Origin of the sequence: Polaribacter glomeratus (assembly GCF_002954665.1) — a bacterium.
GTDB classification, from domain to species: Bacteria; Bacteroidota; Bacteroidia; order Flavobacteriales; family Flavobacteriaceae; genus Polaribacter; species Polaribacter glomeratus.
In genome coordinates this window covers 1,511,230-1,533,180 of the sequence record NZ_MSCM01000002.1, presented here as the reverse complement: position 1 = coordinate 1,533,180, position 21,951 = coordinate 1,511,230, and the positions used below count along the sequence as shown (strand labels likewise).

Here is a 21,951-nt window from a genome sequence, read left to right as displayed (position 1 = left end):
TAAAACGGGAGGTAGTAATCGCCTCCAATTTTTTTTGCTTGATTTTAATAATTATCAAAATTACTTCTCTAAAATCTCATATATATTAGGCTTAAAATAATTTGGCCCTTTTAAAACTTTACCGTCTTCTCTGTAAATTGGTTTACCGTCTATACCCAATTTACTCATATTACTTCTCTGAATTTCATTAAAAACTCCCTCAATTTTATCCTGCATTCCGTGTTCTATAATTGTACCACATAAAATATAAAGCATGTCTCCTAAAGCGTCTGCAACCTCAACTAAATCATTTTTACTTGCAGCTTCTAAATATTCTTCATTCTCTTCTTTCATCAAATTAAACCTTAGCAAGTTTCGATCTTTACCAATATTTGCTATTGGTTTCGTATTCATGTTTAATTTAAATGCTGTGTGAAATTTAGTAACCGCTGCTATTTTACTTTTCATTATTTATTTTAGTTTAATATGTTCTTTTACAATCGCGCTCAAAAGCGTAATAACTAAAACTAACATTTTATTTAATTTTTAACTTATTTAATATAAGAGCCAGTAATCCTTTGAAAAAACCGTTTACTGCTCACTGATTATTGATTATTGATTACTGTCAACTACATCATTTTTTTCAACACCCAAGCTGGTGCAATTTTTAAAACCCAAGCTACTAATTGCCAACGTTTAGAGATATAAGCAACTCTTTTTTTCTTTTTGATTGCCGCATAAATTTGAATTGCTGCTTTTTCTAAAGGCACCATCCAAAATAATTGATCGCCTAAAGCCATCGGTGTGTCAACAAATCCTGGGCGAATATCGGTTATAAAAACCTTTTTTGATTTAATTGATTTTGTTTTGATGTACAACCCTTCTAAATACGATTTCTGATAGGCTTTTGACGCAAAATAATCTGGTGCGGCTCTGCTTCCTCTTATCGATGCTATGGATGAAATGCCTACTAAATGTCCAAATTGTTGTTCTTTAAAAAGTGTATACGCCAACACATATAATTTTGTAACACCCAAAACATTGGTTACTATTGTTTGCTGTTGCTTGTTCCAATCTAGTTTAGGATTTACAAAACCAACTCCAGAAGATTGTATTACTAAATCTATAGTTTTAAATTCTGACACAATTTCATAAAAAACTTTTTCAACATCTTCTATTTGCTGAATATCGTTTTGTTTTACCAAAATATGATCTGGAAATTCCTTTTTTAGTTCTTCTAACTTTTCTAATCTTCTTCCTGTAATAGCAACTTTATAACCTTCTTTTACTAAAATTTTGGTTATTGATTTTCCGATACCAGAAGTTGCTCCAAAAACGATGGCGTTCTTCATTTAATTTGTAATTTTGCAAGTAACAATATATAGAAACTTTATGATACAAAGAAGCTTCATAAAATCTAATAATTCAAAACTTATAAAAGGTTACAAACTATGTTTTTAGGTGCATATTTTACTACAGGAAGAATCATTTTTATTATTTTCTTTGTGCTTGCTTTTGGAGCACTAATTGTTTGGAGCTATAAAGCAGATGGTAAAAATCATGCGCGGTATTACAAAAATGCTGGCAAAAAAGTAGCTATTTATGGCGGATTAATCATTGCCGTATTTATAGCTATCCGACTTATATTTGGAAATTAAACATTTAATTTTTCGATCGTGCTCAATTTATGATGGTCTAAAACGGTGAATCCTTCCTTATCAAACGTAGAAGAAGACACATATTTTACATCTAAAAGTAAATCCTCGAAATCGTAAGTGTAAATTTGATATACTTTTTGAGAAAAAGACTCTTCGTGATAATTGATTAGCAAATACAAATGTGCGTCTAAGTTTTTTATTTCGTCTTTTGTATATTTAAACAACGGACTTTCTTCATCAATTTCATGAACAATTGTCCAAATTGTGGGCATGTACATAATTTTATTCCGTTCTAAATTTAAAGTATAAAAATCGCTTTTAAAATCGCCTTTTTCATCTTTCTCTGTAATCGATAATGTAACCGTAATTTCTGGTTCTATCATTACCGTTTTTCTACTATTCATAAATCTAAACATTAGTGCACGCCCTTCTTTAAAATCTCTTAAAATTAGATTTTCACTAAACTTTAAAGATGCTTTTGGTTTCGAAAAACGTCCATATAATAAACCCGTAATAAACGAGAAACTTAACAGACCAATCATCGCTTCAAAAGCTGCTATTAAGTTTGATGCAATTCCTTCTGGTGCAATTCCTCCATAACCTACAGTTGTTAATGTTTGTGCGCTAAAAAAGAATCCGTTTAAAAAGTCTGAAAAAAAAGTACCCTTCGATTGTGTAATTTCTTCAATACCAATTGCAACATACATCAATCCGAAGAAAATATTTATAAAAACGTATGCAGCAATTATCAACAAAAAAAATTGCCCCCAAGAAATATCTATAAAAAAGATATAAACGTCATTTATATTTCTTTTTCTATTAAGATGAAATACGTTGCTACTACCATCATGATTTAAAATACTTTTAGCATTCTCTTTAGAATTGTAACCAAAACCTGGATCTTTTGTCTTTTTTGCCATTTGTAAAATAATTAAGAATTCAATTTTCTACTATTCTTTAATCTAAACCAAGCCATTTTATTTCTTTGTGTATACATTACAAAACATCCAACATCTAGCAAAAAATAGAATAAACTAATGCCGCTTGGCGGATTGTTACTTGGTAGAAACTCGAAGCTATCAAAAGCTATATTTGGCCATTTCCAACATCCAAAAGCGGTTCCTCCTATTTCTAAAATGGCTACCAAAAAATACATTGTAAAGAAAAATAATCTATCCTTTGGTCTTTTCCATAGTAATAGAAATACGCAAATTGTCATCACAAAACCAAAAATATCCGCAAAAAAAAGTAAATAGATACTTGCAAAAAGTAGAATTAGAATCCCAAAAAATTGTTCGATACTTTTATGGTACTTTCTTACCAATGACACTTTACTAAATCTAAAAACTCTAGCGAATAAAACGGCATGACCAAAAGGCACGTATAAAGGTATATTCTCTAATCTATAGGTGTACATCCCTAGATACTTAGAGAAAAAATATTCGCCTAAAAACCCAATAATAACAGCATAAATCATTAATTCTTGAACTCTTTTAACGGTTCTAAAATACATGATAAAAAAACCAACAATCATTAAAAAATTTAGGATATTTTGAACTTCCTTAACGTTCTCTGAAAAATAAATGCTGTCAAAAAACAAGACAAAAACCATAAAAACAAAAAGTCCAATTTCTCTAATAAAGACTGAAACTATTTTTTTTAAATCTACTTTGGGGATTTTAAAAACACTCATTCAGCTGGGTGTTTAAAACAGTCTGTGGTGTGATCGTTTACCAACCCAACCGCTTGCATGTATGCATATATTACCGTGGAACCCATAAATTTAAATCCGCGTTTTTTTAAATCTTTCGAAATTTTATCAGATAAAGAAGTTGTTGCTGGCACTTCTGCTCTTTTTTTGAATTTATTAACAATTGGTTTACCATCAACATAAGACCAAATAAATTTAGAGAAAGAACCAAATTCTTGTTGAATATCGATAAATAATTGTGCGTTGGTAATAGCACTTCTTATTTTTAATTTATTTCTAATAATTCCTGCATCTAACAACAAAGATTCGTACTTGCTTTCTGGATATTTTGCAATTTTTTTATAATCAAAGTTATCAAAAGCTTTTCTAAAATTTTCTCTTTTATTTAAAATGGTAATCCAACTTAATCCCGCTTGAAAAGTTTCTAAAATTAAAAACTCAAACAAAGTTTCATCATCAATAACAGGCTGACCCCATTCTTGATCATGATACTCTTGATACAATTTACTATCGGTAACCCAAAAACATCTGTGCTGCATTTATTTTGTTTTTATAGGTATTATTGCCGTTTGCCTTTTGTTTACATATTCAAAAACATCGTCACCAAAAAAACCAGCTTCTTCTAACATAATTCTAATATCTTTTTGCCATTCTTTTATGGTAACCGTTGTATTTAACTCAATTGCGTACACAGTATTTTTTTTCAAAGGATAATCGCCGGTAAAAGGAACGCCGTCTTGAGAATCCCACATTCCAATCGTTGTACCTGCACTGTGACCGTATTTGCCTAAAGGATGTGTGTAAATAGACGGAACTAAACCTTCCTTTTTTGCTTCGGATAAAGAAGCTGCTAATATTTCATTTCCAGTATTTCCAGATTTCATATTGCTGGTTAAAATATCTTGTAATCTATTTCCCTTTTTTAAAGCTGCTACTAAAAATGTAGGAACTTCATTTTCACCATCATCTAAAACATACGCGTGTTGCTGACAATCTGTATTTAAACCAATGTACGTGATACCAAAATCGCAGTGCAACAAATCACCTTTGTGAATCGTTTCTTCCGCTTCTCCTTTCGAAAAAGATGCTATATGAGATTTTAATGCTTTCGTATTTCTTTGTACATCTATTGTTGGATGAAACCACGTTTCTAAACCTAAATCGGTTACTTTTTGACGTAAAAACCAAACGACATCTTCTGTGGTAGTTTTACCAGGTATAATGGTGTTTTCGGAAAAAGCTTCCTCAATAATAGTATGCGTAATTTTCACTAAATTTCTAAATAACTCTAGCTCTTTTTCTGTTCTTGTTTCTATCCAAGCAATTGCTAATTTTTCTGCAGAAACTAATTTTAAGGAAGCTTCTTCTGGTAAATTTTCTTTTAATTCATCATAATCTGTTTTCACCAAACCATCCGCTAGTGCAAAATGTTTAGAAAAATTAATTCCTATTTTCTGCGGATTTCTTTCTTTAATGATTTTTGCTAAGGCTTTCCATTGATCTGGTTCTTGTTCTTTATTCCAAGCAGATTTTATGCTGTTACCAATATCATATCTTGCAACCGCCAATCTTTCTAAAGTATTTTTTTCTTTGTTTCTATAAAAAACAATAATGGTTCTTCTTCGGGCATTTAGCCAAGTTGCTGGCAACATCGTTTTTAAAACTGGGTCTTCATTATATTCCCTAGAAATTAAAAGCCACATATCAATTTCTGATGTGTCCATTAATTTTGGAAGTAGGTTTGTAAATCTGTCTTCTAAAATTTCATCTTTTAAAGTTGCTCTATCTTTTTCATTTAAAATTAAATATTGATTTATTTCTTCTGATTTTTTGGAACAAGAAAAAGAAATCATTAGAATGAAAATTACTAAAATTTTAAACTTCATTTTTTTTGATTTTAATTTTTAAAATTAATGTTAAAAGATTTAAAAAGCAATGGTTTTTGGAATAATTTTTGCAACTTTACGTAGTATAAAACTTCTGATTATGAAACTTTTAAAACAAGTTATACTTCTATTTATTGTTGGCAGCTTTTTCTGGGCTTGTGGGGCATCACCCATAAATAATAAAAACATAGAAAAAGAAGAACCTGTTGTAATTGCCAACGATAGTCTAGAATACGAAATTACAATTATCGATCCTGGTTTTACCTATTATTTAAATGCTATTGCGCAACCTGAAGGTTTTTATACTCAAGATTATTTAGAAACTAGAAATAGAATTTGGGTGCAAGAATGGAATAATAGAGCTATAAGTTCGATGCAATTTGATGCTAATATCTATGAAAATATTATTGATTATCAGCTATATACAGATTATGGGTACGAGGTAAATTACAAGCTTTTTAATTATTTTTTGTTTGCACAACAAAAATATAAAATGAATTTAGGTGGCGGGTTTAGAAGTAATAGAATTAATTAACTTTTCTATAGCTTACAAAACTGTAATCAAATTTATTTTTTTCATCCGCTTTAAAGTCTTCTCTAGAAACCTCTTTCCAGATTTTTAAATCTATTTCTGGAAAAAAAACATCGGCTTCAAATTCATGATGCACTAAGGTAATGTCTAGGGCATCTACAAGCTTATTCTCCATAGCATACTTATAAATTTGTGCGCCGCCAATTATATAAATTTCTTGATCTTCTTTAGCAAGCTCAATCGCTTTCTCTAAACTGTTGGTAGTTAAACATCCTTCTTTAAGATACTTATCATTTCTAGAAATAATAATAGTTGTTCTATTTGGTAAAGGTTTACCAATAGATTCAAAAGTATTTCTACCCATTAAAATATGATGACCAGAAGTAATATTTTTAAAACGTTTTAAATCCGCAGGTAAATACCAAATTAAATCGTTGTCTTTACCTAGCGCATTATTTTTTGCAATTGCAGCAATTATTGTAATCATAAATTTACTATCGATTTTACACAAAAATAAGTCAAATGTTTTGAGATTTGACGTTTTTACTACTTTTTAGTCTAAAAAATAGGTTTTACGAATACGTTTTCGGGGTAAAATAACTGAAAATCAAGCAAAAAGGGATGTTTCAAATTTAGATATACAATAATTTTAATTCTATTTTATTTAGAAAACAGAAGATTTACTCGTATAAAATTGACAATTTAATAATTCTTTGTCATTACTATTGAATAATGTTTGTTAACTATAAACTCTTCTATATTTTTACCAACGAATTTATAATTAATAAATTATGGCAATTAAAAAACAATTTTTAAAAAGCAAACCAGTCTGTAAAGTAACTTTTATGTTGGCTGCAGAGGAAGCTAAAAATGTTGCAGTAGTAGGTAGTTTTAATGAATGGAATGACAAAGCAACTCCTCTTAAAAAATTAAAAAACGGAACATTTAAAGGTACTGTTGATTTAGAGTCTAATACTTCTTACGAGTTTAGATACCTAGTTGATGGTGTATTTGTAAATGATGATGAAGCAGATTCTTTTTCATGGAATGACTATGCAGGTGCAGAAAATGCTGTTTTAGAGTTGTAATATATTTTTAATAAAAAAGAGCTTTCGATAAATTGAAAGCTCTTTTTTATTAAATAGCAATTGCACCTTTAATAGTAGGATGCGGATTGTAATTTAACAGCTCAAAGTCTTCGAACTTAAAGTCTTCGATATTTTTGATAGCTGAATTTATCTTCATTATTGGCAACGTTCTTAAATCTCTAGACATTTGTAATTCTAACTGCTCTTTATGGTTGTTATAAATATGTGCATCACCAAAAGTATGGATAAACTCACCTGCTTCATAACCACAAACTTGTGCAATCATCATTGTAAATAAAGCGTAAGAAGCAATATTAAAAGGAACTCCTAAAAAGATATCTGCACTTCTTTGGTATAACTGACAAGATAATTTACCGTCTGCAACATAAAACTGAAAAAACGCATGACATGGTGGTAGAGCCGCTTTTCCGTTGGCAACATTTTCTGAAAAACTTATAGAAGTATCTGGCATTACCGATGGATTCCATGCAGCAACCATCATTCTTCTAGAATTAGGATTGTTTTTTAAAGTATCGATAACTTCTTGCAACTGATCAATATCATCACTATTCCAATTACGCCATTGATGACCATAAACAGGACCTAAATCTCCATTTTCGTCTGCCCAAGAATTCCAGATTTTTACACCGTTTTCTTGTAAATATTTAATATTTGTATCGCCTTTAATAAACCAAAGTAGTTCGTAAATGATCGATTTTAAATGCAACTTTTTAGTAGTTAACATCGGGAAGCCTTCACTTAAATCAAAACGCATTTGATATCCAAAAACACTTTTTGTTCCTGTTCCTGTTCTATCTCCTTTTTCATTTCCGTTTTCTAAAACGTGTTTTACTAAATCGTGATATTGTTTCATATTACTGTATATGCGTTTAATTGTTCTATATAAGCTGATGTAAAAATAGAAAAAGGTTCAAGTATTTTTGATGCATTTTTATGAATTCTATTTAAAAGTTATTAACCATTTAGTAATTCTTTCCCATGCTTTAGAAGCTCAAAACGTCGTTTCAGAAAGTTTCACCAAAAAAAAGTAATCTTCCATAGTAAGTTTGTATAAAATTATAAAAATACATTATGAAAACTATTAAAAGTAAATACCGCGTTTTAACCTATTTAATCTGTTTCAGTTTTTTAGCAGTTACACAAATTAGTTGCGAAAATAATGACGATTTAGAAGAAATTATTGAGAAATCTAAATTGGAAATATCTGCTAAAAAAGATAAGGAAACTCATAAAATGGCTGAATCTAATAAAGCTTTTGCTCATTTTGGAAGAAGAAGAAGTAAACCTAAAAAAAGAATTTATGTTGTAACTGTTGCCACAAATAATGAAAGTATAGATGAAGTAAGGTCAGTAATTGTAGAAATTGAGAATAAAAAAGGTTTTTTTAATGAAAACAAAAAATATATCCTTGAACTTTCTAAAGATAGAAAGGAAACTAAAGAATTTACTTCTGAAGATATTACCATTGAAAATGATGATATAATAGGCCAAGAAGTAAATGTTAAAATGTATTTTTTAGATGCTAATCAAAGAACTATTGGTGAACCATTATCACAAACAGTGATTGTGAGTAATACAAAAGCTCCTAGAATTAGCTTTAGAAGAGCGATGAAAACTACAATTGCCTCTAGAATAAACAATTCTTACAGATCAACAGTAATACTTAAAGATAAAGATAATGAGGTTAGTTCTATTTCCTTAGAAATAGAACAAAAAGAAGGTTTTATTAAAGAAACCAAAACGTATTATTTAGCCTATTTTACAACGCTGAAAGGAGAAAAATACTACACTTTTGGTGATATTAAATTTGAAAACAGAGAAATAGAAAACCAAGAAGTAACTGTAAACATCACCTTATTAGATGCTAAAAAAGAAGTGATTTCTAAGACCACAGAGGTTGTGGTTGTAGCTGGTTTAGTTAATACAAGTATAAAAGAAGGTTCTTCTACAATAAAACAAAATAAAGATGGTGTTTGTGTTTTTAGTGCAAATTTAGAGAAATCAGAAGAAGAATTGAATGAGATTGAAATCTTAATAGAAAAACTTCCTAAAGGTGAAAAAATTGTCAATTTTAAATTAACAACACCAAAAAATGATCGTATCAATTCTAGTTTTAATTATAATGGAAAAAGTGAATCGCTTTATATTACATACACATTAAAAGATATGTTTGGAGATGTTATTTATATAAAACCAAGACATTTAGTAAGAAAGCAACTGCGTGAACGAGCTGTTTATAAAAAAAGAATGAGAAGTGCCGAGTATTAAATAACTAAATAAATGTTTTTTTCGAAATTTATTACTAAAAAAATGTGTGTTATCTGAGTTCTAAAAAAACCGAGTTTAAAAACTCGGTTTTTTTATGCTAAATATTTTATTCAGAAATGATAAATTATCTGTGGCGATTCGCTACTACCCAATAATCATTCCAGCAATAGTTGCAGACATTAGAGAGGCAATTGTACCTCCAATAAGTGCTTTTAAGCCAAATTCTGACAGCGTTTTTCGCTGTCCTGGCGCCAAAGAACCAATTCCTCCTATTTGAATTCCTATAGACGCAAAATTTGCAAAACCGCACAACATATAAGTAGCCATAATTACCGATTTTTCATAGGTTAAGTGGATGCCGTTTGTTACATCTTTTAGCTCTGATAATTGAATATATCCTATAAATTCACTAGCTGCTAATTTGATTCCTAATAACTGGCCCATCAAAGTCATATCAATAGAAGGAACACCAATTAACCACATTAAGGGCGCAAAAAGGTATCCTAAAATAAATTCTATAGAAAGTTTGTTGTAAGCTGTATTTGCCGCAATAATTTCATTTAAAGAAGTGATATTTCCTATTAAACCTAAGCCACCATTTAACATGGCTATTATTGCCACAAAAACCAATAACATTGCTCCCACATTTACTGCTAAACGCAACCCTTCTGTTGTTCCGTTTGCAATAGCATCTAAAAGATTAGATCCTATTTTTTCTTGAGAAACCGTTACATCTGTATTTACTTTTTCTGTTTGAGGATATAAAATTTTAGAAATAACAATTGCTCCCGGAGCTGCCATTACAGAAGCTGCCAATAAATGCTTGGCAAAAACCAATTCTAATTCTTTATCTCCACCACCTAAAAACCCAATATATGCTGCTAAAACTGCACCTGCAACTGTAGCCATTCCGCCAATCATTACCAACAGCATTTCTGACTTATTCATTTTCTCTAAATACGCTTTTATCAAAAGTGGTGCTTCGGTTTGACCTAAGAAAATATTACCTGCTACAGATAAACTTTCCATACCAGAAATTCCTAAAAATTTAGACAAAACGATGGCTAATACTTTTACAACTTTTTGGATAATTCCTAAGTAAAATAACAAGGACGTTAAAGCCGAAAAGAAGATAATCGTTGGTAAAACTTGAAAAGCAAAAATGTATCCGAAGGTATCCATGTCTGCAATTAATCCATCAAACAAAAATTTACTTCCTGCTTTTGTATATTCTAAAATTTCTATAAAAAGCTTTCCAATTAGCTCAAATGCTTTTTGAATAAACGTTACTTTTAATACGCCTATTGCAATTACTAATTGAAGCGCTAAACCAATACCTGCCTTTTTCCAATCTATTGCTTTTTTGTTTGAACTAAATAAAAATGCAATCAATATTAAAGAAATCATTCCTAAAACTCCACGCCATAAGGTGTTAATAGAGAACCCTTGACTCGGTAAAATAACGGTTGGTTTTTCTTCGGATGCTGCCGCATCATTTACTGTTAAATTAGCTTCATCTTGAAGATCTACGACACTTGCAAGTTGGTTTGATGATAAATTATAAATTACATCATTTTCCGAAAGCACTAACTTCGTGACATCAAAAGACACAATGTTAAAATAACGAACAGTATCTTTTGGCTCTTTGAAGTTAAAAATCAATAAGTTACTCTGATGAATATAATTTCCAGAAGCTCTTAAATTATCTTTTCCTTTTAGAGAATACGTAAATTTCCCATCCTTTAAATTAAAAGTATCTGTAGAATCTGTTTTAATAAATTCTTTACCGTCATTTTTTTTGATGGATGAAAAGTTCCAATTCTGCTCTATTTCTTGAGAATATGAAACCAATGAAACGATAGAAAATAGAAGTATAAAAAGTTTTTTCATAAGGATATCCTATTTAAGAACGATTGCTAATTTCGTCTCTAATTTTTGCAGCGAGCTCATAATTTTCATCAGTAACCGCGTTATTTAATTGAATGTTTAACTCTTTTAACGTTAAGCTCGAAAATTTACTTTTTGTATCGTTGTCAAGCGCTTCATCTAGTTTTATCGTAATTTCTGTTGACTCTTGTTTATTCTCAAAAGCCATTTCTTCTTCTACCTTTAGATAAATACCCGCTTTATCCAAAATATTTTCATAAGTGTAAATTGGAGAGTTAAAACGAACTGCAATTGCAATGGCATCCGAAGTTCTCGTATCAATAACCTCTTCTTTACCTTCTCTTTCGCAAATTAGACTAGAAAAGAAAACACCATCCACCAATTTGTGAATAATAACTTCTTTTATGTTGATATCAAAAGTATCTGAAAACGTTTTAAATAAATCGTGTGTTAGCGGTCTTGGAGGTCTAATTTCTGTTTCTAAAGCAATTGCAATAGATTGGGCTTCAAATGCTCCGATAATAATAGGCAAGGTTCTCGTTCCTTCCATCTCACTCAAAACCAATGCATAAGCACCACTTTGTGTTTGACTGTAAGAAATTCCTTTTATGGTAAGTAGTATTAAACTCATATATTTTTCTGCAAAAAAAGTACAAATATCTAAAATTGAATAGTGTCTTTCTAAACCAAATTGTAGTAATCTGTAATTTAAAGTTTACTTGGTTTATAAAAAATACAATAACTATATATTTCGATATTCTTAATCAAGGGCACAATTTAATAAAAATAATAGATTGAAAACTTTATTTCGCTAGTTTTTATTAAAAGTAAAAACCTACTAGATTTTAAGCTAAGTAGGTTTTTGAAACAATGTTTGAATATTTGAATTAAGCTTGTTTAAAGGCTTTTAACTTCTCTATTAGTTTAGGTACTACCTCAAAAGCATCACCAACAATACCATAATCTGCCGCTTTAAAGAAAGGTGCTTCTGGGTCAGTGTTAATAACTACTTTTACTTTGGATGCGTTAATGCCGGCTAAATGCTGAATTGCTCCAGAAATTCCGATAGCAATATATAAGTTTGAAGCCACTGGTTTCCCTGTTTGCCCAACATGTTCTCCATGAGGACGCCATCCTAAATCTGAAACGGGTTTAGAACAAGCAGTTGCAGCGCCTAAAACATCTGCTAACTCCTCTATCATTCCCCAATTTTCTGGACCTTTTAAACCTCTTCCTGCAGAAACTACGATATCAGCATCTGCAATTGTTACCTGACCTGTAATTTTTTCAATTTTTACTGATTTTATTTTTAAATCTGCATCAGAAATTGAAACATCAAAAGTTTCTGTTGTTCCAGAAACCGGATTTTCGTGAATTCCGTATGCATTTTTTGCAACTCCTATTACTTTTTTATCCGAAGAAATTACAGTATTTGAAAATGCTTTGCTAGAAAACGCTTTTCTTTTAACTGTAAAGGGATTTGTAGCACTTGGCAATGCAACTACATTAGATGCATATCCTGCATTTAGAGCAACAGCAACCATTGGTGCAATAAATAAGCCATCAATACTAGAATCTAAAATTACAACAGATGCGCTTTGTGCAGCAGCAACTTGGTTAATTGCAGATGCATATGCTTTGGCATTAAACGTTTTTAGAGAATCGTTTGAAACAGCTACTACTTTCTCTGCTCCATACACATATAACTCTTCATTTTTGTTCGCATTTATTGTTAAAACAACTAAATGGCTTCCTAATTGTTCAGCAACTTTTTTTCCAAAAGAAACTACTTCAAAAGCACTCTTTTTGAATTTCCCTTCTGCTGAATCTGCAAAAACTAAAACTGACATATTTTTTATTTTTTATGGTGTAATTATTTTAAAGTTTTACTGTTTTCACAATTACCCTTTTAAACAATTTTACGTTATTTTTTTAGTGATACTAAAACAAGTTCTGATTAATTTAAACTGCGATTAAATTACTTTAGCCTCATTATGCAACAGATTAATTAACTCGTCTATATTTTCTGCATCTATTAACTTTACAGATCCTTTAGGTGCTGGTTTTTCGAATGATTGTACCATAGTTGCACTTTCTGCGTCAACCGGTTCAACCACGTTTAAAGGTTTTTTACGAGCCATCATAATACCACGCATATTTGGTATACGTAGATCTTTTTCTTCTACAATACCTTTTTGACCTGCCACAACTAATGGCAAAGCAGTAGCTAAAGACTCGTTTCCGCCATCAATTTCTCTTGATAAAGAAACTGAGGTTCCGTCAACTTCCATTCCTACACAACCATTTACAAAATTGAAATCTAATAAAGCAGCTAACATACCAGGAACCATTCCTCCATTATAATCTATTGATTCTCTTCCTGCTAAAACTAAATCGTAGCCTCCGCTTTTAACAACTTCCGCTAATTGTTTTGCAACAGACAAACCATCTGTAGCTTCCATATTAACACGAATTGCATCATCTGCACCAATTGCCAAAGCTTTACGTAAAGTTGGTTCTGTAGATGCATTTCCTACATTTACAACAGTTACGGTTGCCCCTTGCTTTTCCTTAAACCACATTGCTCTTGTAAGGCAAAATTCATCGTAAGGATTAATTACAAATTGAACGCCGTTTGTATCAAATACTGTATCGTTTTCTGTAAAATTAATCTTTGAAGTGGTATCAGGAACATGACTAATACATACCAATATTTTCATAAATTCTATTTTTTAATCATTTATTCTGGTACGAAATTACGTCTTTTTTTTAAAAAATACTATGCATGCATAGTATTTTTTAAAAAATTTAACATTTATCGAAAACGATTGCGTATTAATTAACATAATTTCACAGAGTTTCTAAAAAAGGAATAAAAATTTTTAGTATTATTTCCTTACTTTTGCATATCAAAATTAACAATTAGATTTAACAATACATGAAAACAGTTCAATTCAGAGAAGCAATTTGCGAAGCAATGAGCGAAGAAATGCGTAGAGATGAAAGCGTTTATTTAATGGGTGAAGAAGTTGCCGAATACAATGGCGCTTACAAAGCTAGTAAAGGAATGTTAGATGAGTTTGGCGCAAAAAGAGTTATTGACACTCCTATTGCAGAGCTTGGTTTTGCTGGTATTGCAATTGGTTCTGCAATGAATGGCAACAGACCTATTGTTGAATATATGACCTTTAACTTTTCGTTGGTTGGTATTGACCAAATTATAAATAACGCTGCTAAAATTAGACAAATGTCTGGTGGCCAATTTAATTGCCCTATCGTATTTAGAGGACCAACAGGTTCTGCCGGTCAATTAGGAGCAACGCACTCACAAGCATTTGAAAGTTGGTTTGCAAACACACCTGGTTTAAAAGTAATTGTACCGTCTAATCCTTATGATGCAAAAGGTTTATTAAAAGCTGCTATTAGAGATGATGATCCAGTTATTTTTATGGAATCTGAACAGATGTATGGTGATAAAATGGAAATTCCGGAAGGAGAATATATCATTCCTATTGGAGTTGCAGAAATTAAGAGAGAAGGCACAGATGTAACTATTGTTTCTTTTGGTAAAATTATTAAAGAAGCTTACAAAGCTGCTGAAGAATTAGCAAAAGAAAATATTTCTGTAGAAATTATAGATTTAAGAACTGTAAGACCTATGGATCATGCAGCAATTGTTAAATCTGTAAAGAAAACAAATAGATTAGTAGTTTTAGAAGAAGCATGGCCATTTGGAAGTGTTGCTACTGAAATTACATACAGAATTCAAGAAGAAGCATTCGATTATTTAGATGCTCCTGTAAAAAGAATTACAACTGCGGATACTCCTGCTCCTTATTCTCCAGTTTTGTTAGAAAAATGGATCCCTAATTATAAAGATGTAATTAAGGCAGTAAAAGATGTATTATATTTAAAAAAATAGTAAAACATACTTTTTTAAAATAATAAAATCCTTTTTGATGAATTTCAAAAAGGATTTTATATTTAATAGATAGCGCCTTCATTTTGTAAAAAATCTTTACTTATTACGTCATAGTTGCATGAACAAAATATTAACCTACTTTTTTATATTTATTACTTATATTTCTTATTCTCAAACAAAAGTTAGCGGAATAATTACGGATAAAAACAATGAACCAATTCCGTATTGTAGCATTCAATTTAAAAACTCTACAGAAGGCATTGTTAGTAATGAAGATGGTAAATTTTACTTGGAGTCTGCCAATTTATGGAGTGAAATAGAAATAGCATCCATTGGTTACAAAACATTACTTTTTAAACTTGAGAAAAAAATTAGTTTTAATACTACATTTATTTTAGAAGAAGTAGAAGAATCTTTGAACAGTATATTTATCATATCAGGAAAACAACCTAAAAAAAATAATCCGGCAATTGATATTCTCAGAAAGATCTGGGAAAATAAAAAGACAAACGGTCTAAATCATTTTAATCAATATCAATATAAAAAATATCAAAAAGTAGAATTTGATCTAAACACGATCGATGATAATTTAAAAAATAAAAAAATCTTTAAAGGTCTTGAGTTTATTTTTAAAGACATCGACACCTCTTCTACAACAGGTAAAACCTATTTACCCGTTTTCTTAAATGAAACGTTATCCCAAGTATATGGCGATAACCTTTTACAGAAAAATAAAGAAGTTATAACTGCCAATCAAAATTCTGGCTTTAGCAACAATCAAGAATTAACAGATTATATAGAAAACCTATATCCAGCGTATAATATTTACGATAATTACTTAAATTTTTTTGATAAAAGCTTTGTGAGCCCTTTATCGAAAACAGGAATAAATAATTATAATTATGTTTTAGCAGATAGCGCTTTTATTGGTAAAAAGTGGTGTTATAATATTGTCTATTATCCTAGAAGAAAAAACGAACTTACTTTTAAAGGTAATTTTTGGGTAAACGATAGTACCTATGCTGTGAAAGAAATAAACATGCAAGTACCTAAAAATGCAAATATAAATTGGGTAAAAGATATTTATATAGAACAAGAATTCGATATTTTAAACGACTCTATTTTTGTGTTAAAACGAGATTATTTTTTATCTGATTTTGCTTTAAATAAAAAAGAGAAATCGCGAGGAGTTTATGGTAAAAGAACCACGATCTATAAAAATTACGAATTTAATAAACCCATCACAGAAAAAAATTTCTACGAAAAAAAAAGATATAATCCTATTTCTGATACCGTTTACAAAAGATCCAAAGAATTCTGGAACTCTAACAGATTAGAAGAATTAAATGAAGACGAAAAATCTGTTTATAAGTTACTAGACACTTTAAAGACCGTAAAAAAGTTTAAGAATTTTTCTAAAATAGTAGAAACGCTGTCTTCTGGTTATTTTGAAATTGAGAAACTAAATTTAGATTATGGACCCATTTTTTCTACTTTAGGTTACAATGATGTAGAAGGTTTAAGAGTTCGAGTTGGTGGTAGAACATTTAAAACAATTAATGATTTATTTAGGTTAGAAGCCTACACTGCCTATGGCCTTAAAGACGAACAAATTAAATACGGCTATCAAGCAAAATGGCTTCTTAATAAAAAAAATAGATTCATTTTATCTGGTGGTAATCGAAACGATATTGAGCAAATTGGGGCATCACTTACAGCATCTACAGATGTTTTAGGAAGAAGCAACGGCTCTTCTGCTCTAATTGGTACTGGTATAAATGATAAACTAACAAACATTAATTTATCTACCATCACCGCAGAATTAGAACCTGCAAAAAATCTAGAGCTAAAACTTTCTGCAAACTATAAAACATTAAGTTCTGCTTCTGAAACATTTAGCTTGGATTATAATGATCTTGAATCGGCAAACGGAATTTCTTCAACAATTAATCAGTTTGAATCGCTATTTTCTATAGGATACTATCCAAAGAGGAAGATGACAGGTTTTGGTGTAAAACGAGAAAGATCTAATTATTACTACACACAATATTTTATGCAAATAACAAAAGGAATTGACGGGTTATTTGGTAGTGATTTTGAGTATGCTAAAGTACAATTTTCTTTCTATAATTTATGGGAAATTGGCAACTTAGGCAGATTCACGACATCACTAGAAGCAGGAAAAACTTTTGGACAAGTTCCGCTTGGATTATTGCATATCGCCCCAGGAAATCAAACCTATTTCACCTTTGAAAATACCTTTAATTTATTAAATTTTTACGAGTTTACAACAGATACTTACACCTCTTTGCATTTAGAGCATAATTTTAATGGTAGAATATTTTCTAAAATCCCTTTGTTAAAAAAGACCAAATTAAGAACAATCATTGGTTTTAAAGCTTTTTGGGGTCAATTATCCGAAGAAAATAGGTTATTGAGTACCACTGGAAATAGTGCAGAAATACCTCTTATCGCTCCTTCGTCAAAACCTTATTATGAATATAGCGTTGGTGTTGGTAATATTTTTAAATTATTACGGGTAGACTTAAATTATAGAGGAAACTATTTAGAGAATACAAATGCCAGAAAATTTGGAATAACAGCTGGCTTAAGATTTAGCTTTTAATAATCAAACTAAAACATAGATTCATTATTTTAAAGTGTAAAATACTTTTTAACAAATTTTAAAAAAGGATTGCCTTATTATTAACTCATTTACTATTAATTAGATAAAAGTCGAAAAGGTTTGCGTAAATTTTTCTTCTAAAAACTCATTAATTCAGTATTTTCGCAGTCTAATTATCAATTGAAAAAAATAAATATATGGTGAGAGATGACGAAACTACGTTTGATGTTTTAATAGAAATACCCAAAGGGAGTAGAAATAAATACGAATACGATTTTGACTTGCATAAAATCCGTTTTGATAGAATGCTTTTTTCTTCAATGATGTATCCTGCGGATTATGGCTTTGTACCAGAAACCTTAGCGCTAGACGATGACCCTTTAGATGTTTTAGTTTTAGGACACGAACCAACCTTCCCAATGTGTGTAATGGAAGTAAAACCAATAGGTGTTTTTCATATGACGGATGAAAAAGGACCAGACGAAAAAATTATTTGTGTTCCTGTTTCTGATCCTATTTGGAATGGCAAAAAAGATATTTTTGATCTAAACCCTCATCGATTAAAAGAAATAGAACACTTTTTTAAAGTGTATAAAGATCTAGAAAAGAAAAAAGTTGATGTTGGTGGTTGGGGAGACGCAACCGAAGCATTAAAAATTTATCATGAATCTGTTAAAAGATATCACGAAAGTGATTACAAAAAGACCGATAAATTTAAAATTTAGCAAAAAAAATAACAATATTTTATCAACCTCTTAAAATTAACTTTTTAAGAGGTTTTTTATTTCATTATGAATTTATTACTTTTACCCCCGTTTTAAACTAATCAAAATAAATATTATTTATGGAATCAATGATGATTTACATGCCAATTGCAATGGCAATTTTAGGCTTAATCTATATGTGGATTAAGAAATCTTGGGTATTAAAGCAAGATGCAGGAGATGGTAAAATGAAAGAAATTTCTGATTACATTTATGAAGGAGCTTTGGCTTTTTTAAGTGCAGAATATAAATTATTAGCAATCTTTGTTGTTATTGTAAGTGTTGCTTTAGCGGCAGTATCCTTTATTGTACCTACAACTCATATTTTAATTGTAGTCGCTTTTATATTCGGAGCTGTTTTTTCTGCTTTTGCAGGAAATATAGGAATGAGAATAGCTACCAAAACAAATGTTAGAACTACGCAAGCTGCAAAAACGAGCTTACCAAATGCTTTAAAAGTATCTTTTGGTGGCGGAACCGTAATGGGTCTTGGAGTTGCTGGTTTAGCGGTTTTAGGTTTAACAATATTTTTTATTATTTTCTATAACTACTTTATGGGTGGTGCAGAAGGAGTTTTTTCTGTAGATAAAATGACAATTGTTTTAGAAACCTTAGCTGGTTTTTCTTTAGGAGCAGAATCAATTGCTTTATTTGCTAGAGTTGGTGGAGGAATCTACACAAAAGCAGCAGATGTTGGTGCTGATTTAGTTGGTAAAGTAGAAGCTGGAATCCCAGAAGATGACCCAAGAAACCCTGCTACAATTGCAGATAATGTTGGTGATAATGTTGGTGATGTTGCTGGTATGGGAGCAGATTTATTTGGTTCGTACGTTGCAACCGTTTTAGCTGCAATGGTTTTAGGAAACTACGTAATTAAAGATATGGGCGGAAGTATTTCTGATGCTTTTGGCGGAATTGGTCCAATTTTATTACCAATGTCTATTGCCGGAATCGGAATTATTATTTCTATTATAGGTACAATGCTTGTTAAAATAAAAAGTAACGAAGCTAAAGAATCACAAGTAATGGCAGCTTTAAACTTAGGAAACTGGGTTTCTATTGGTTTAGTAGCAATTGCTTGTTATGTATTATGTAAATGGATGTTACCAGAAACCATGCAAATGGAGTTCTTTGGTGAAGGTTTGCAAGAAATCTCTTCTATGAGAGTATTTTATGCAACTTTAGTTGGATTAGTTGTGGGTGCTGTAATTTCATCAGTAACTGAGTACTATACAGGATTAGGAAAACCTCCAATCTTAAAAATTGTACAACAATCTTCTACAGGAGCAGGAACAAATATTATTGCAGGTTTAGCAACAGGTATGATTTCTACATTTCCATCAGTGTTATTATTTGCTGGTGCAATATGGACTTCTTATGCTTTCGCAGGGTTTTATGGTGTTGCTTTAGCGGCATCAGCAATGATGGCAACAACTGCTATGCAATTAGCAATTGATGCTTTTGGACCAATTTCTGATAATGCTGGTGGTATTGCAGAAATGAGCGAACAAGAACCAATAGTTAGAGAAAGAACAGATATTTTAGATGCTGTTGGTAATACAACTGCTGCAACTGGTAAAGGTTTTGCTATTGCTTCTGCTGCATTAACTTCATTAGCACTTTTTGCTGCATATGTAACTTTTACAGGAATAGACGGAATTAATATTTTTAAAGCACCAGTTTTAGCAATGCTATTTGTTGGTGGAATGATTCCTGTAGTATTTTCTGCTTTAGCAATGAATGCCGTAGGAAAAGCAGCTATGGAAATGGTAGAAGAAGTTCGTCGTCAATTTAGAGAGATTCCAGGAATTATGGAAGGAACAGGAAAACCTGAATATGATAAATGTGTAGCAATTTCTACAGAAGCTTCTTTAAAAGAAATGATGTTACCAGGTTTATTAACCATTGGTTTTCCATTAATTATTGCTTTTGTTCCAATGATTTTTGGAATGGATAATTTAGCAATTGCAGAAATGCTAGGTGGTTATATGGCTGGTGTAACAGTTTCTGGTGTGCTTTGGGCAATCTTCCAAAACAATGCTGGTGGTGCCTGGGACAACGCTAAGAAATCTTTCGAAGCTGGTGTTGTAATTAATGGTGAAATGACCTATAAGGGTTCTGAAGCTCATAAAGCAGCTGTAACTGGAGATACTGTTGGTGATCCGTTTAAAGATACTTCTGGACCATCAATGAATATTTTAATTAAACTTACGTGTTTAATTGGTTTAGTAATTGCACCTATTTTAGGTGGGCATAATGCAGATGAAAGCCTTTCTGATAAACAAGAAATTAAAAAAGAAGTGCGTTTAGAAATTAAAGAAAATAATTCTGAAACGGCTATTGCAACAATTATAACGACTACCACTATTAATGGAAAAACAACCAATTATATTGAAGAAGTTGAAGGAACTATTAAAGAAATAGAAAAGAAAGCAAATGAAGCAGGAAATGTAGTTTCTGTAAATATTGTTAAAAAAGAAAATAAGATTGAAGCAGCTATTAAATAACGCTGTTCTCTAAAATTAGTTACAAAAAGCATCCACATTTGGATGCTTTTTTTTATGTCTAAACTTTCTAAAGCTAAATTAAAAGAAAAATACTTAGAATTAATGTATCAATATTTTTATACAAATTATAATTTTTTTCTACCTGTGATAAGAGATAATATGAACAGAATAATAAAAACAACAAAAATTATTTTTGCTATTCCGGCGGCTGCTCCTGCAATTCCTCCAAATCCTAGAATCCCTGCTATTAATGCAATTATTATAAAAGTGATTGTCCAACGTAACATAGTTATATTTTTTTAATGGTTTATAAATTAAATAGTTAAGAACTATTTTCTACACAACAAATTTAAAACACTTACACACAAAAACTTAACTCTTATAAAACACATTTTAGCTCAAATACATTTTAGAAAAACTATTTTTTTAAAAAACCAGCCAACTAAAAACCTTTAACAAATAGGCTCTAAAGATTTACTATTATAAAGTCCATTTTCAATTTTACTTTTTTGAGCTTCTAATAAAGACTTTGTGCTAGTTGGTAAGCTTGGTTCTTTAATTATAGCTTCATATTCTTTTACAGTGGTTTTTTCTCCTTTAATGGCTACTTCTAAAATAAACTCTTCATTATCCAAAGAAAAAAGAGCTTTTGTATCCATCCAAGTGCTTTTTGCAGAACCAGTTAAGCTACCTTCTTTTTTAACCTCTTTATTACCTGCTGTAATTTCTGTTTCCAATTCTTTTCCAAAAGTATTTTTTTCGAACGACTTTGCACTAAAATAGTTTTTTAATGCCTTATTATCTATGTTATCGGCTGCTTTCTTAAACCCTTTCTCTGCATCATAAGTCTTTTCCAAAATTCCATTTAATTTTTCTTTAACTTGTGCGGTATAAGTCATAATTATTAGTAATTTTAAATGAACGCTTGCTTATTTTAAAGATGTCAAACGTTTTACATCTTTATTTCTAATTTACTACTAAATTCGTTTAATAGCTTTAATCCTCTAAGATATTAATAGTTAAAACATCTAATTAATGCACCTAATATAAATCTTAACTCATATAAAAATATTACTTTTAAATAGTATCATTTAACTATTTT

General features: G+C 30.5%; 22 protein-coding genes. 8 read left to right on the top strand and 14 right to left on the bottom strand.

The genetic code is table 11. The features are described from left to right. Positions 1-60 precede the first annotated feature (60 nt). Together BTO16_RS16785 and BTO16_RS16780 are read right to left on the bottom strand one after the other, a co-directional pair. Positions 61-447, bottom strand: a complete 387-nt coding sequence (locus tag BTO16_RS16785; RefSeq protein WP_105022794.1) for a pyrophosphohydrolase domain-containing protein — start codon at positions 445-447, stop codon at positions 61-63. A 161-nt stretch (positions 448-608) separates the two neighbouring features. Then, on the bottom strand, positions 609-1,331 hold the full coding sequence (locus BTO16_RS16780) for an SDR family NAD(P)-dependent oxidoreductase (protein ID WP_105022793.1): 723 nt from the start codon (positions 1,329-1,331) through the stop codon (positions 609-611). A 99-nt stretch (positions 1,332-1,430) separates the two neighbouring features. Here BTO16_RS16780 and BTO16_RS16775 point away from each other — a divergent pair, with 99 nt between their 5' ends. Further along, positions 1,431-1,637 carry a hypothetical protein gene (locus BTO16_RS16775; RefSeq protein WP_105022792.1) on the top strand — a complete coding sequence of 69 codons (207 nt, stop codon included), beginning with the start codon at positions 1,431-1,433 and terminating at the stop codon, positions 1,635-1,637. Here the strand turns inward: BTO16_RS16775 and BTO16_RS16770 are convergent. The 4 genes from BTO16_RS16770 to BTO16_RS16755 are packed head-to-tail and all read right to left on the bottom strand — an operon-like array spanning position 1,634 to position 5,234. Then, the gene (locus BTO16_RS16770; RefSeq protein ID WP_105022791.1) at positions 1,634-2,557 is read right to left on the bottom strand and encodes an ion channel; all 924 of its coding nucleotides are present in this window, start codon (positions 2,555-2,557) and stop codon (positions 1,634-1,636) included. The two genes, BTO16_RS16775 and BTO16_RS16770, sit on opposite strands and share 4 nt — an antisense overlap. Positions 2,558-2,568: 11 nt before the next feature. After that, on the bottom strand, positions 2,569-3,330 hold the full coding sequence (locus BTO16_RS16765) for a hypothetical protein (RefSeq protein ID WP_105022790.1): 762 nt from the start codon (positions 3,328-3,330) through the stop codon (positions 2,569-2,571). Beyond that, positions 3,327-3,887 carry a DNA-3-methyladenine glycosylase I gene (locus BTO16_RS16760; protein ID WP_105022789.1) on the bottom strand — a complete coding sequence of 187 codons (561 nt, stop codon included), beginning with the start codon at positions 3,885-3,887 and terminating at the stop codon, positions 3,327-3,329. Before BTO16_RS16760 ends, BTO16_RS16765 begins: the two co-directional genes overlap by 4 nt. Then, positions 3,888-5,234 (bottom strand): M24 family metallopeptidase, encoded by a 1,347-nt coding sequence (locus tag BTO16_RS16755; protein WP_105022788.1) that lies wholly within the window; start codon positions 5,232-5,234, stop codon positions 3,888-3,890. A 100-nt stretch (positions 5,235-5,334) separates the two neighbouring features. Between BTO16_RS16755 and BTO16_RS16750 the strand changes: the two genes are divergently transcribed. Further along, positions 5,335-5,769: a DUF6146 family protein gene (locus tag BTO16_RS16750; RefSeq protein WP_105022953.1), complete on the top strand. Its 435-nt coding sequence runs from the start codon at positions 5,335-5,337 to the stop codon at positions 5,767-5,769. Here BTO16_RS16750 and BTO16_RS16745 read toward each other — a convergent pair. Next, on the bottom strand, positions 5,762-6,253 hold the full coding sequence (locus tag BTO16_RS16745; protein ID WP_105022787.1) for a dihydrofolate reductase: 492 nt from the start codon (positions 6,251-6,253) through the stop codon (positions 5,762-5,764). The two genes, BTO16_RS16750 and BTO16_RS16745, sit on opposite strands and share 8 nt — an antisense overlap. A 304-nt stretch (positions 6,254-6,557) precedes the next feature. Here BTO16_RS16745 and BTO16_RS16740 point away from each other — a divergent pair, with 304 nt between their 5' ends. Then, positions 6,558-6,854, top strand: coding sequence for an isoamylase early set domain-containing protein (locus tag BTO16_RS16740; protein ID WP_105022786.1), 297 nt, complete (start codon positions 6,558-6,560; stop codon positions 6,852-6,854). 49 nt (positions 6,855-6,903) lie between these two features. On the opposite strand, the gene BTO16_RS16735 is transcribed toward BTO16_RS16740, so the two are convergent. Next, positions 6,904-7,728, bottom strand: coding sequence for a thymidylate synthase (locus BTO16_RS16735; protein ID WP_105022785.1), 825 nt, complete (start codon positions 7,726-7,728; stop codon positions 6,904-6,906). Positions 7,729-7,946: 218 nt separating this feature from the next. On the opposite strand from BTO16_RS16735, the gene BTO16_RS16730 reads away from it, so the two are divergent. Beyond that, on the top strand, positions 7,947-9,143 hold the full coding sequence (locus BTO16_RS16730) for an uS7 family ribosomal protein (protein WP_105022784.1): 1,197 nt from the start codon (positions 7,947-7,949) through the stop codon (positions 9,141-9,143). A gap of 144 nt (positions 9,144-9,287) precedes the next feature. Here the strand turns inward: BTO16_RS16730 and BTO16_RS16725 are convergent, their stop codons facing one another. The 4 genes from BTO16_RS16725 to BTO16_RS16710 form a co-directional block, all read right to left on the bottom strand. Further along, positions 9,288-11,033, bottom strand: coding sequence for a NupC/NupG family nucleoside CNT transporter (locus BTO16_RS16725; RefSeq protein ID WP_105022783.1), 1,746 nt, complete (start codon positions 11,031-11,033; stop codon positions 9,288-9,290). 13 nt (positions 11,034-11,046) lie between these two features. Continuing rightward, positions 11,047-11,661 (bottom strand): bifunctional nuclease family protein, encoded by a 615-nt coding sequence (locus BTO16_RS16720; protein ID WP_105022782.1) that lies wholly within the window; start codon positions 11,659-11,661, stop codon positions 11,047-11,049. A gap of 256 nt (positions 11,662-11,917) precedes the next feature. Next, on the bottom strand, positions 11,918-12,880 hold the full coding sequence (locus tag BTO16_RS16715; protein WP_105022781.1) for an electron transfer flavoprotein subunit alpha/FixB family protein: 963 nt from the start codon (positions 12,878-12,880) through the stop codon (positions 11,918-11,920). Positions 12,881-13,003: 123 nt separating this feature from the next. Further along, positions 13,004-13,750, bottom strand: coding sequence for an electron transfer flavoprotein subunit beta/FixA family protein (locus BTO16_RS16710; RefSeq protein WP_105022780.1), 747 nt, complete (start codon positions 13,748-13,750; stop codon positions 13,004-13,006). A 218-nt stretch (positions 13,751-13,968) separates the two neighbouring features. Between BTO16_RS16710 and BTO16_RS16705 the strand changes: the two genes are divergently transcribed. The 4 genes from BTO16_RS16705 (at position 13,969) to BTO16_RS16690 (ending at position 20,849) form a co-directional block, all read left to right on the top strand. Further along, entirely contained in the window at positions 13,969-14,952 is a 984-nt protein-coding gene (locus tag BTO16_RS16705) for a pyruvate dehydrogenase complex E1 component subunit beta (RefSeq protein WP_105022779.1), read from the top strand. Between the two features lie 118 nt (positions 14,953-15,070). Continuing rightward, on the top strand, positions 15,071-17,578 hold the full coding sequence (locus tag BTO16_RS16700; RefSeq protein ID WP_105022778.1) for a DUF5686 family protein: 2,508 nt from the start codon (positions 15,071-15,073) through the stop codon (positions 17,576-17,578). A gap of 197 nt (positions 17,579-17,775) precedes the next feature. After that, positions 17,776-18,303: an inorganic diphosphatase gene (locus BTO16_RS16695; RefSeq protein WP_105022777.1), complete on the top strand. Its 528-nt coding sequence runs from the start codon at positions 17,776-17,778 to the stop codon at positions 18,301-18,303. 119 nt (positions 18,304-18,422) lie between these two features. Continuing rightward, entirely contained in the window at positions 18,423-20,849 is a 2,427-nt protein-coding gene (locus BTO16_RS16690; RefSeq protein WP_105022776.1) for a sodium-translocating pyrophosphatase, read from the top strand. 125 nt (positions 20,850-20,974) lie between these two features. Here the strand turns inward: BTO16_RS16690 and BTO16_RS16685 are convergent, their stop codons facing one another. Together BTO16_RS16685 and BTO16_RS16680 are read right to left on the bottom strand one after the other, a co-directional pair. Further along, entirely contained in the window at positions 20,975-21,136 is a 162-nt protein-coding gene (locus BTO16_RS16685; RefSeq protein WP_105022775.1) for a DUF1328 family protein, read from the bottom strand. 165 nt (positions 21,137-21,301) lie between these two features. Beyond that, positions 21,302-21,748, bottom strand: coding sequence for a ferritin-like domain-containing protein (locus BTO16_RS16680; protein ID WP_245892136.1), 447 nt, complete (start codon positions 21,746-21,748; stop codon positions 21,302-21,304). Between the last annotated feature and the right edge of the window lie 203 nt (positions 21,749-21,951).

Excerpts from the sequence above, each read along its gene's own strand:
- BTO16_RS16785 (WP_105022794.1), bottom strand. The coding sequence starts at position 447 with ATGAAAAGTAAAATAGCAGCGGTTACTAAATTTCACACAGCATTTAAA.
- BTO16_RS16780 (WP_105022793.1), bottom strand. The coding sequence starts at position 1,331 with ATGAAGAACGCCATCGTTTTTGGAGCAACTTCTGGTATCGGAAAATCA.
- BTO16_RS16775 (WP_105022792.1), top strand. The coding sequence starts at position 1,431 with ATGTTTTTAGGTGCATATTTTACTACAGGAAGAATCATTTTTATTATT.
- BTO16_RS16770 (WP_105022791.1), bottom strand. The coding sequence starts at position 2,557 with ATGGCAAAAAAGACAAAAGATCCAGGTTTTGGTTACAATTCTAAAGAG.
- BTO16_RS16765 (WP_105022790.1), bottom strand. The coding sequence starts at position 3,330 with ATGAGTGTTTTTAAAATCCCCAAAGTAGATTTAAAAAAAATAGTTTCA.
- BTO16_RS16760 (WP_105022789.1), bottom strand. The coding sequence starts at position 3,887 with ATGCAGCACAGATGTTTTTGGGTTACCGATAGTAAATTGTATCAAGAG.
- BTO16_RS16755 (WP_105022788.1), bottom strand. The coding sequence starts at position 5,234 with ATGAAGTTTAAAATTTTAGTAATTTTCATTCTAATGATTTCTTTTTCT.
- BTO16_RS16750 (WP_105022953.1), top strand. The coding sequence starts at position 5,335 with ATGAAACTTTTAAAACAAGTTATACTTCTATTTATTGTTGGCAGCTTT.
- BTO16_RS16745 (WP_105022787.1), bottom strand. The coding sequence starts at position 6,253 with ATGATTACAATAATTGCTGCAATTGCAAAAAATAATGCGCTAGGTAAA.
- BTO16_RS16740 (WP_105022786.1), top strand. The coding sequence starts at position 6,558 with ATGGCAATTAAAAAACAATTTTTAAAAAGCAAACCAGTCTGTAAAGTA.
- BTO16_RS16735 (WP_105022785.1), bottom strand. The coding sequence starts at position 7,728 with ATGAAACAATATCACGATTTAGTAAAACACGTTTTAGAAAACGGAAAT.
- BTO16_RS16730 (WP_105022784.1), top strand. The coding sequence starts at position 7,947 with ATGAAAACTATTAAAAGTAAATACCGCGTTTTAACCTATTTAATCTGT.
- BTO16_RS16725 (WP_105022783.1), bottom strand. The coding sequence starts at position 11,033 with ATGAAAAAACTTTTTATACTTCTATTTTCTATCGTTTCATTGGTTTCA.
- BTO16_RS16720 (WP_105022782.1), bottom strand. The coding sequence starts at position 11,661 with ATGAGTTTAATACTACTTACCATAAAAGGAATTTCTTACAGTCAAACA.
- BTO16_RS16715 (WP_105022781.1), bottom strand. The coding sequence starts at position 12,880 with ATGTCAGTTTTAGTTTTTGCAGATTCAGCAGAAGGGAAATTCAAAAAG.
- BTO16_RS16710 (WP_105022780.1), bottom strand. The coding sequence starts at position 13,750 with ATGAAAATATTGGTATGTATTAGTCATGTTCCTGATACCACTTCAAAG.
- BTO16_RS16705 (WP_105022779.1), top strand. The coding sequence starts at position 13,969 with ATGAAAACAGTTCAATTCAGAGAAGCAATTTGCGAAGCAATGAGCGAA.
- BTO16_RS16700 (WP_105022778.1), top strand. The coding sequence starts at position 15,071 with ATGAACAAAATATTAACCTACTTTTTTATATTTATTACTTATATTTCT.
- BTO16_RS16695 (WP_105022777.1), top strand. The coding sequence starts at position 17,776 with ATGGTGAGAGATGACGAAACTACGTTTGATGTTTTAATAGAAATACCC.
- BTO16_RS16690 (WP_105022776.1), top strand. The coding sequence starts at position 18,423 with ATGGAATCAATGATGATTTACATGCCAATTGCAATGGCAATTTTAGGC.
- BTO16_RS16685 (WP_105022775.1), bottom strand. The coding sequence starts at position 21,136 with ATGTTACGTTGGACAATCACTTTTATAATAATTGCATTAATAGCAGGG.
- BTO16_RS16680 (WP_245892136.1), bottom strand. The coding sequence starts at position 21,748 with ATGACTTATACCGCACAAGTTAAAGAAAAATTAAATGGAATTTTGGAA.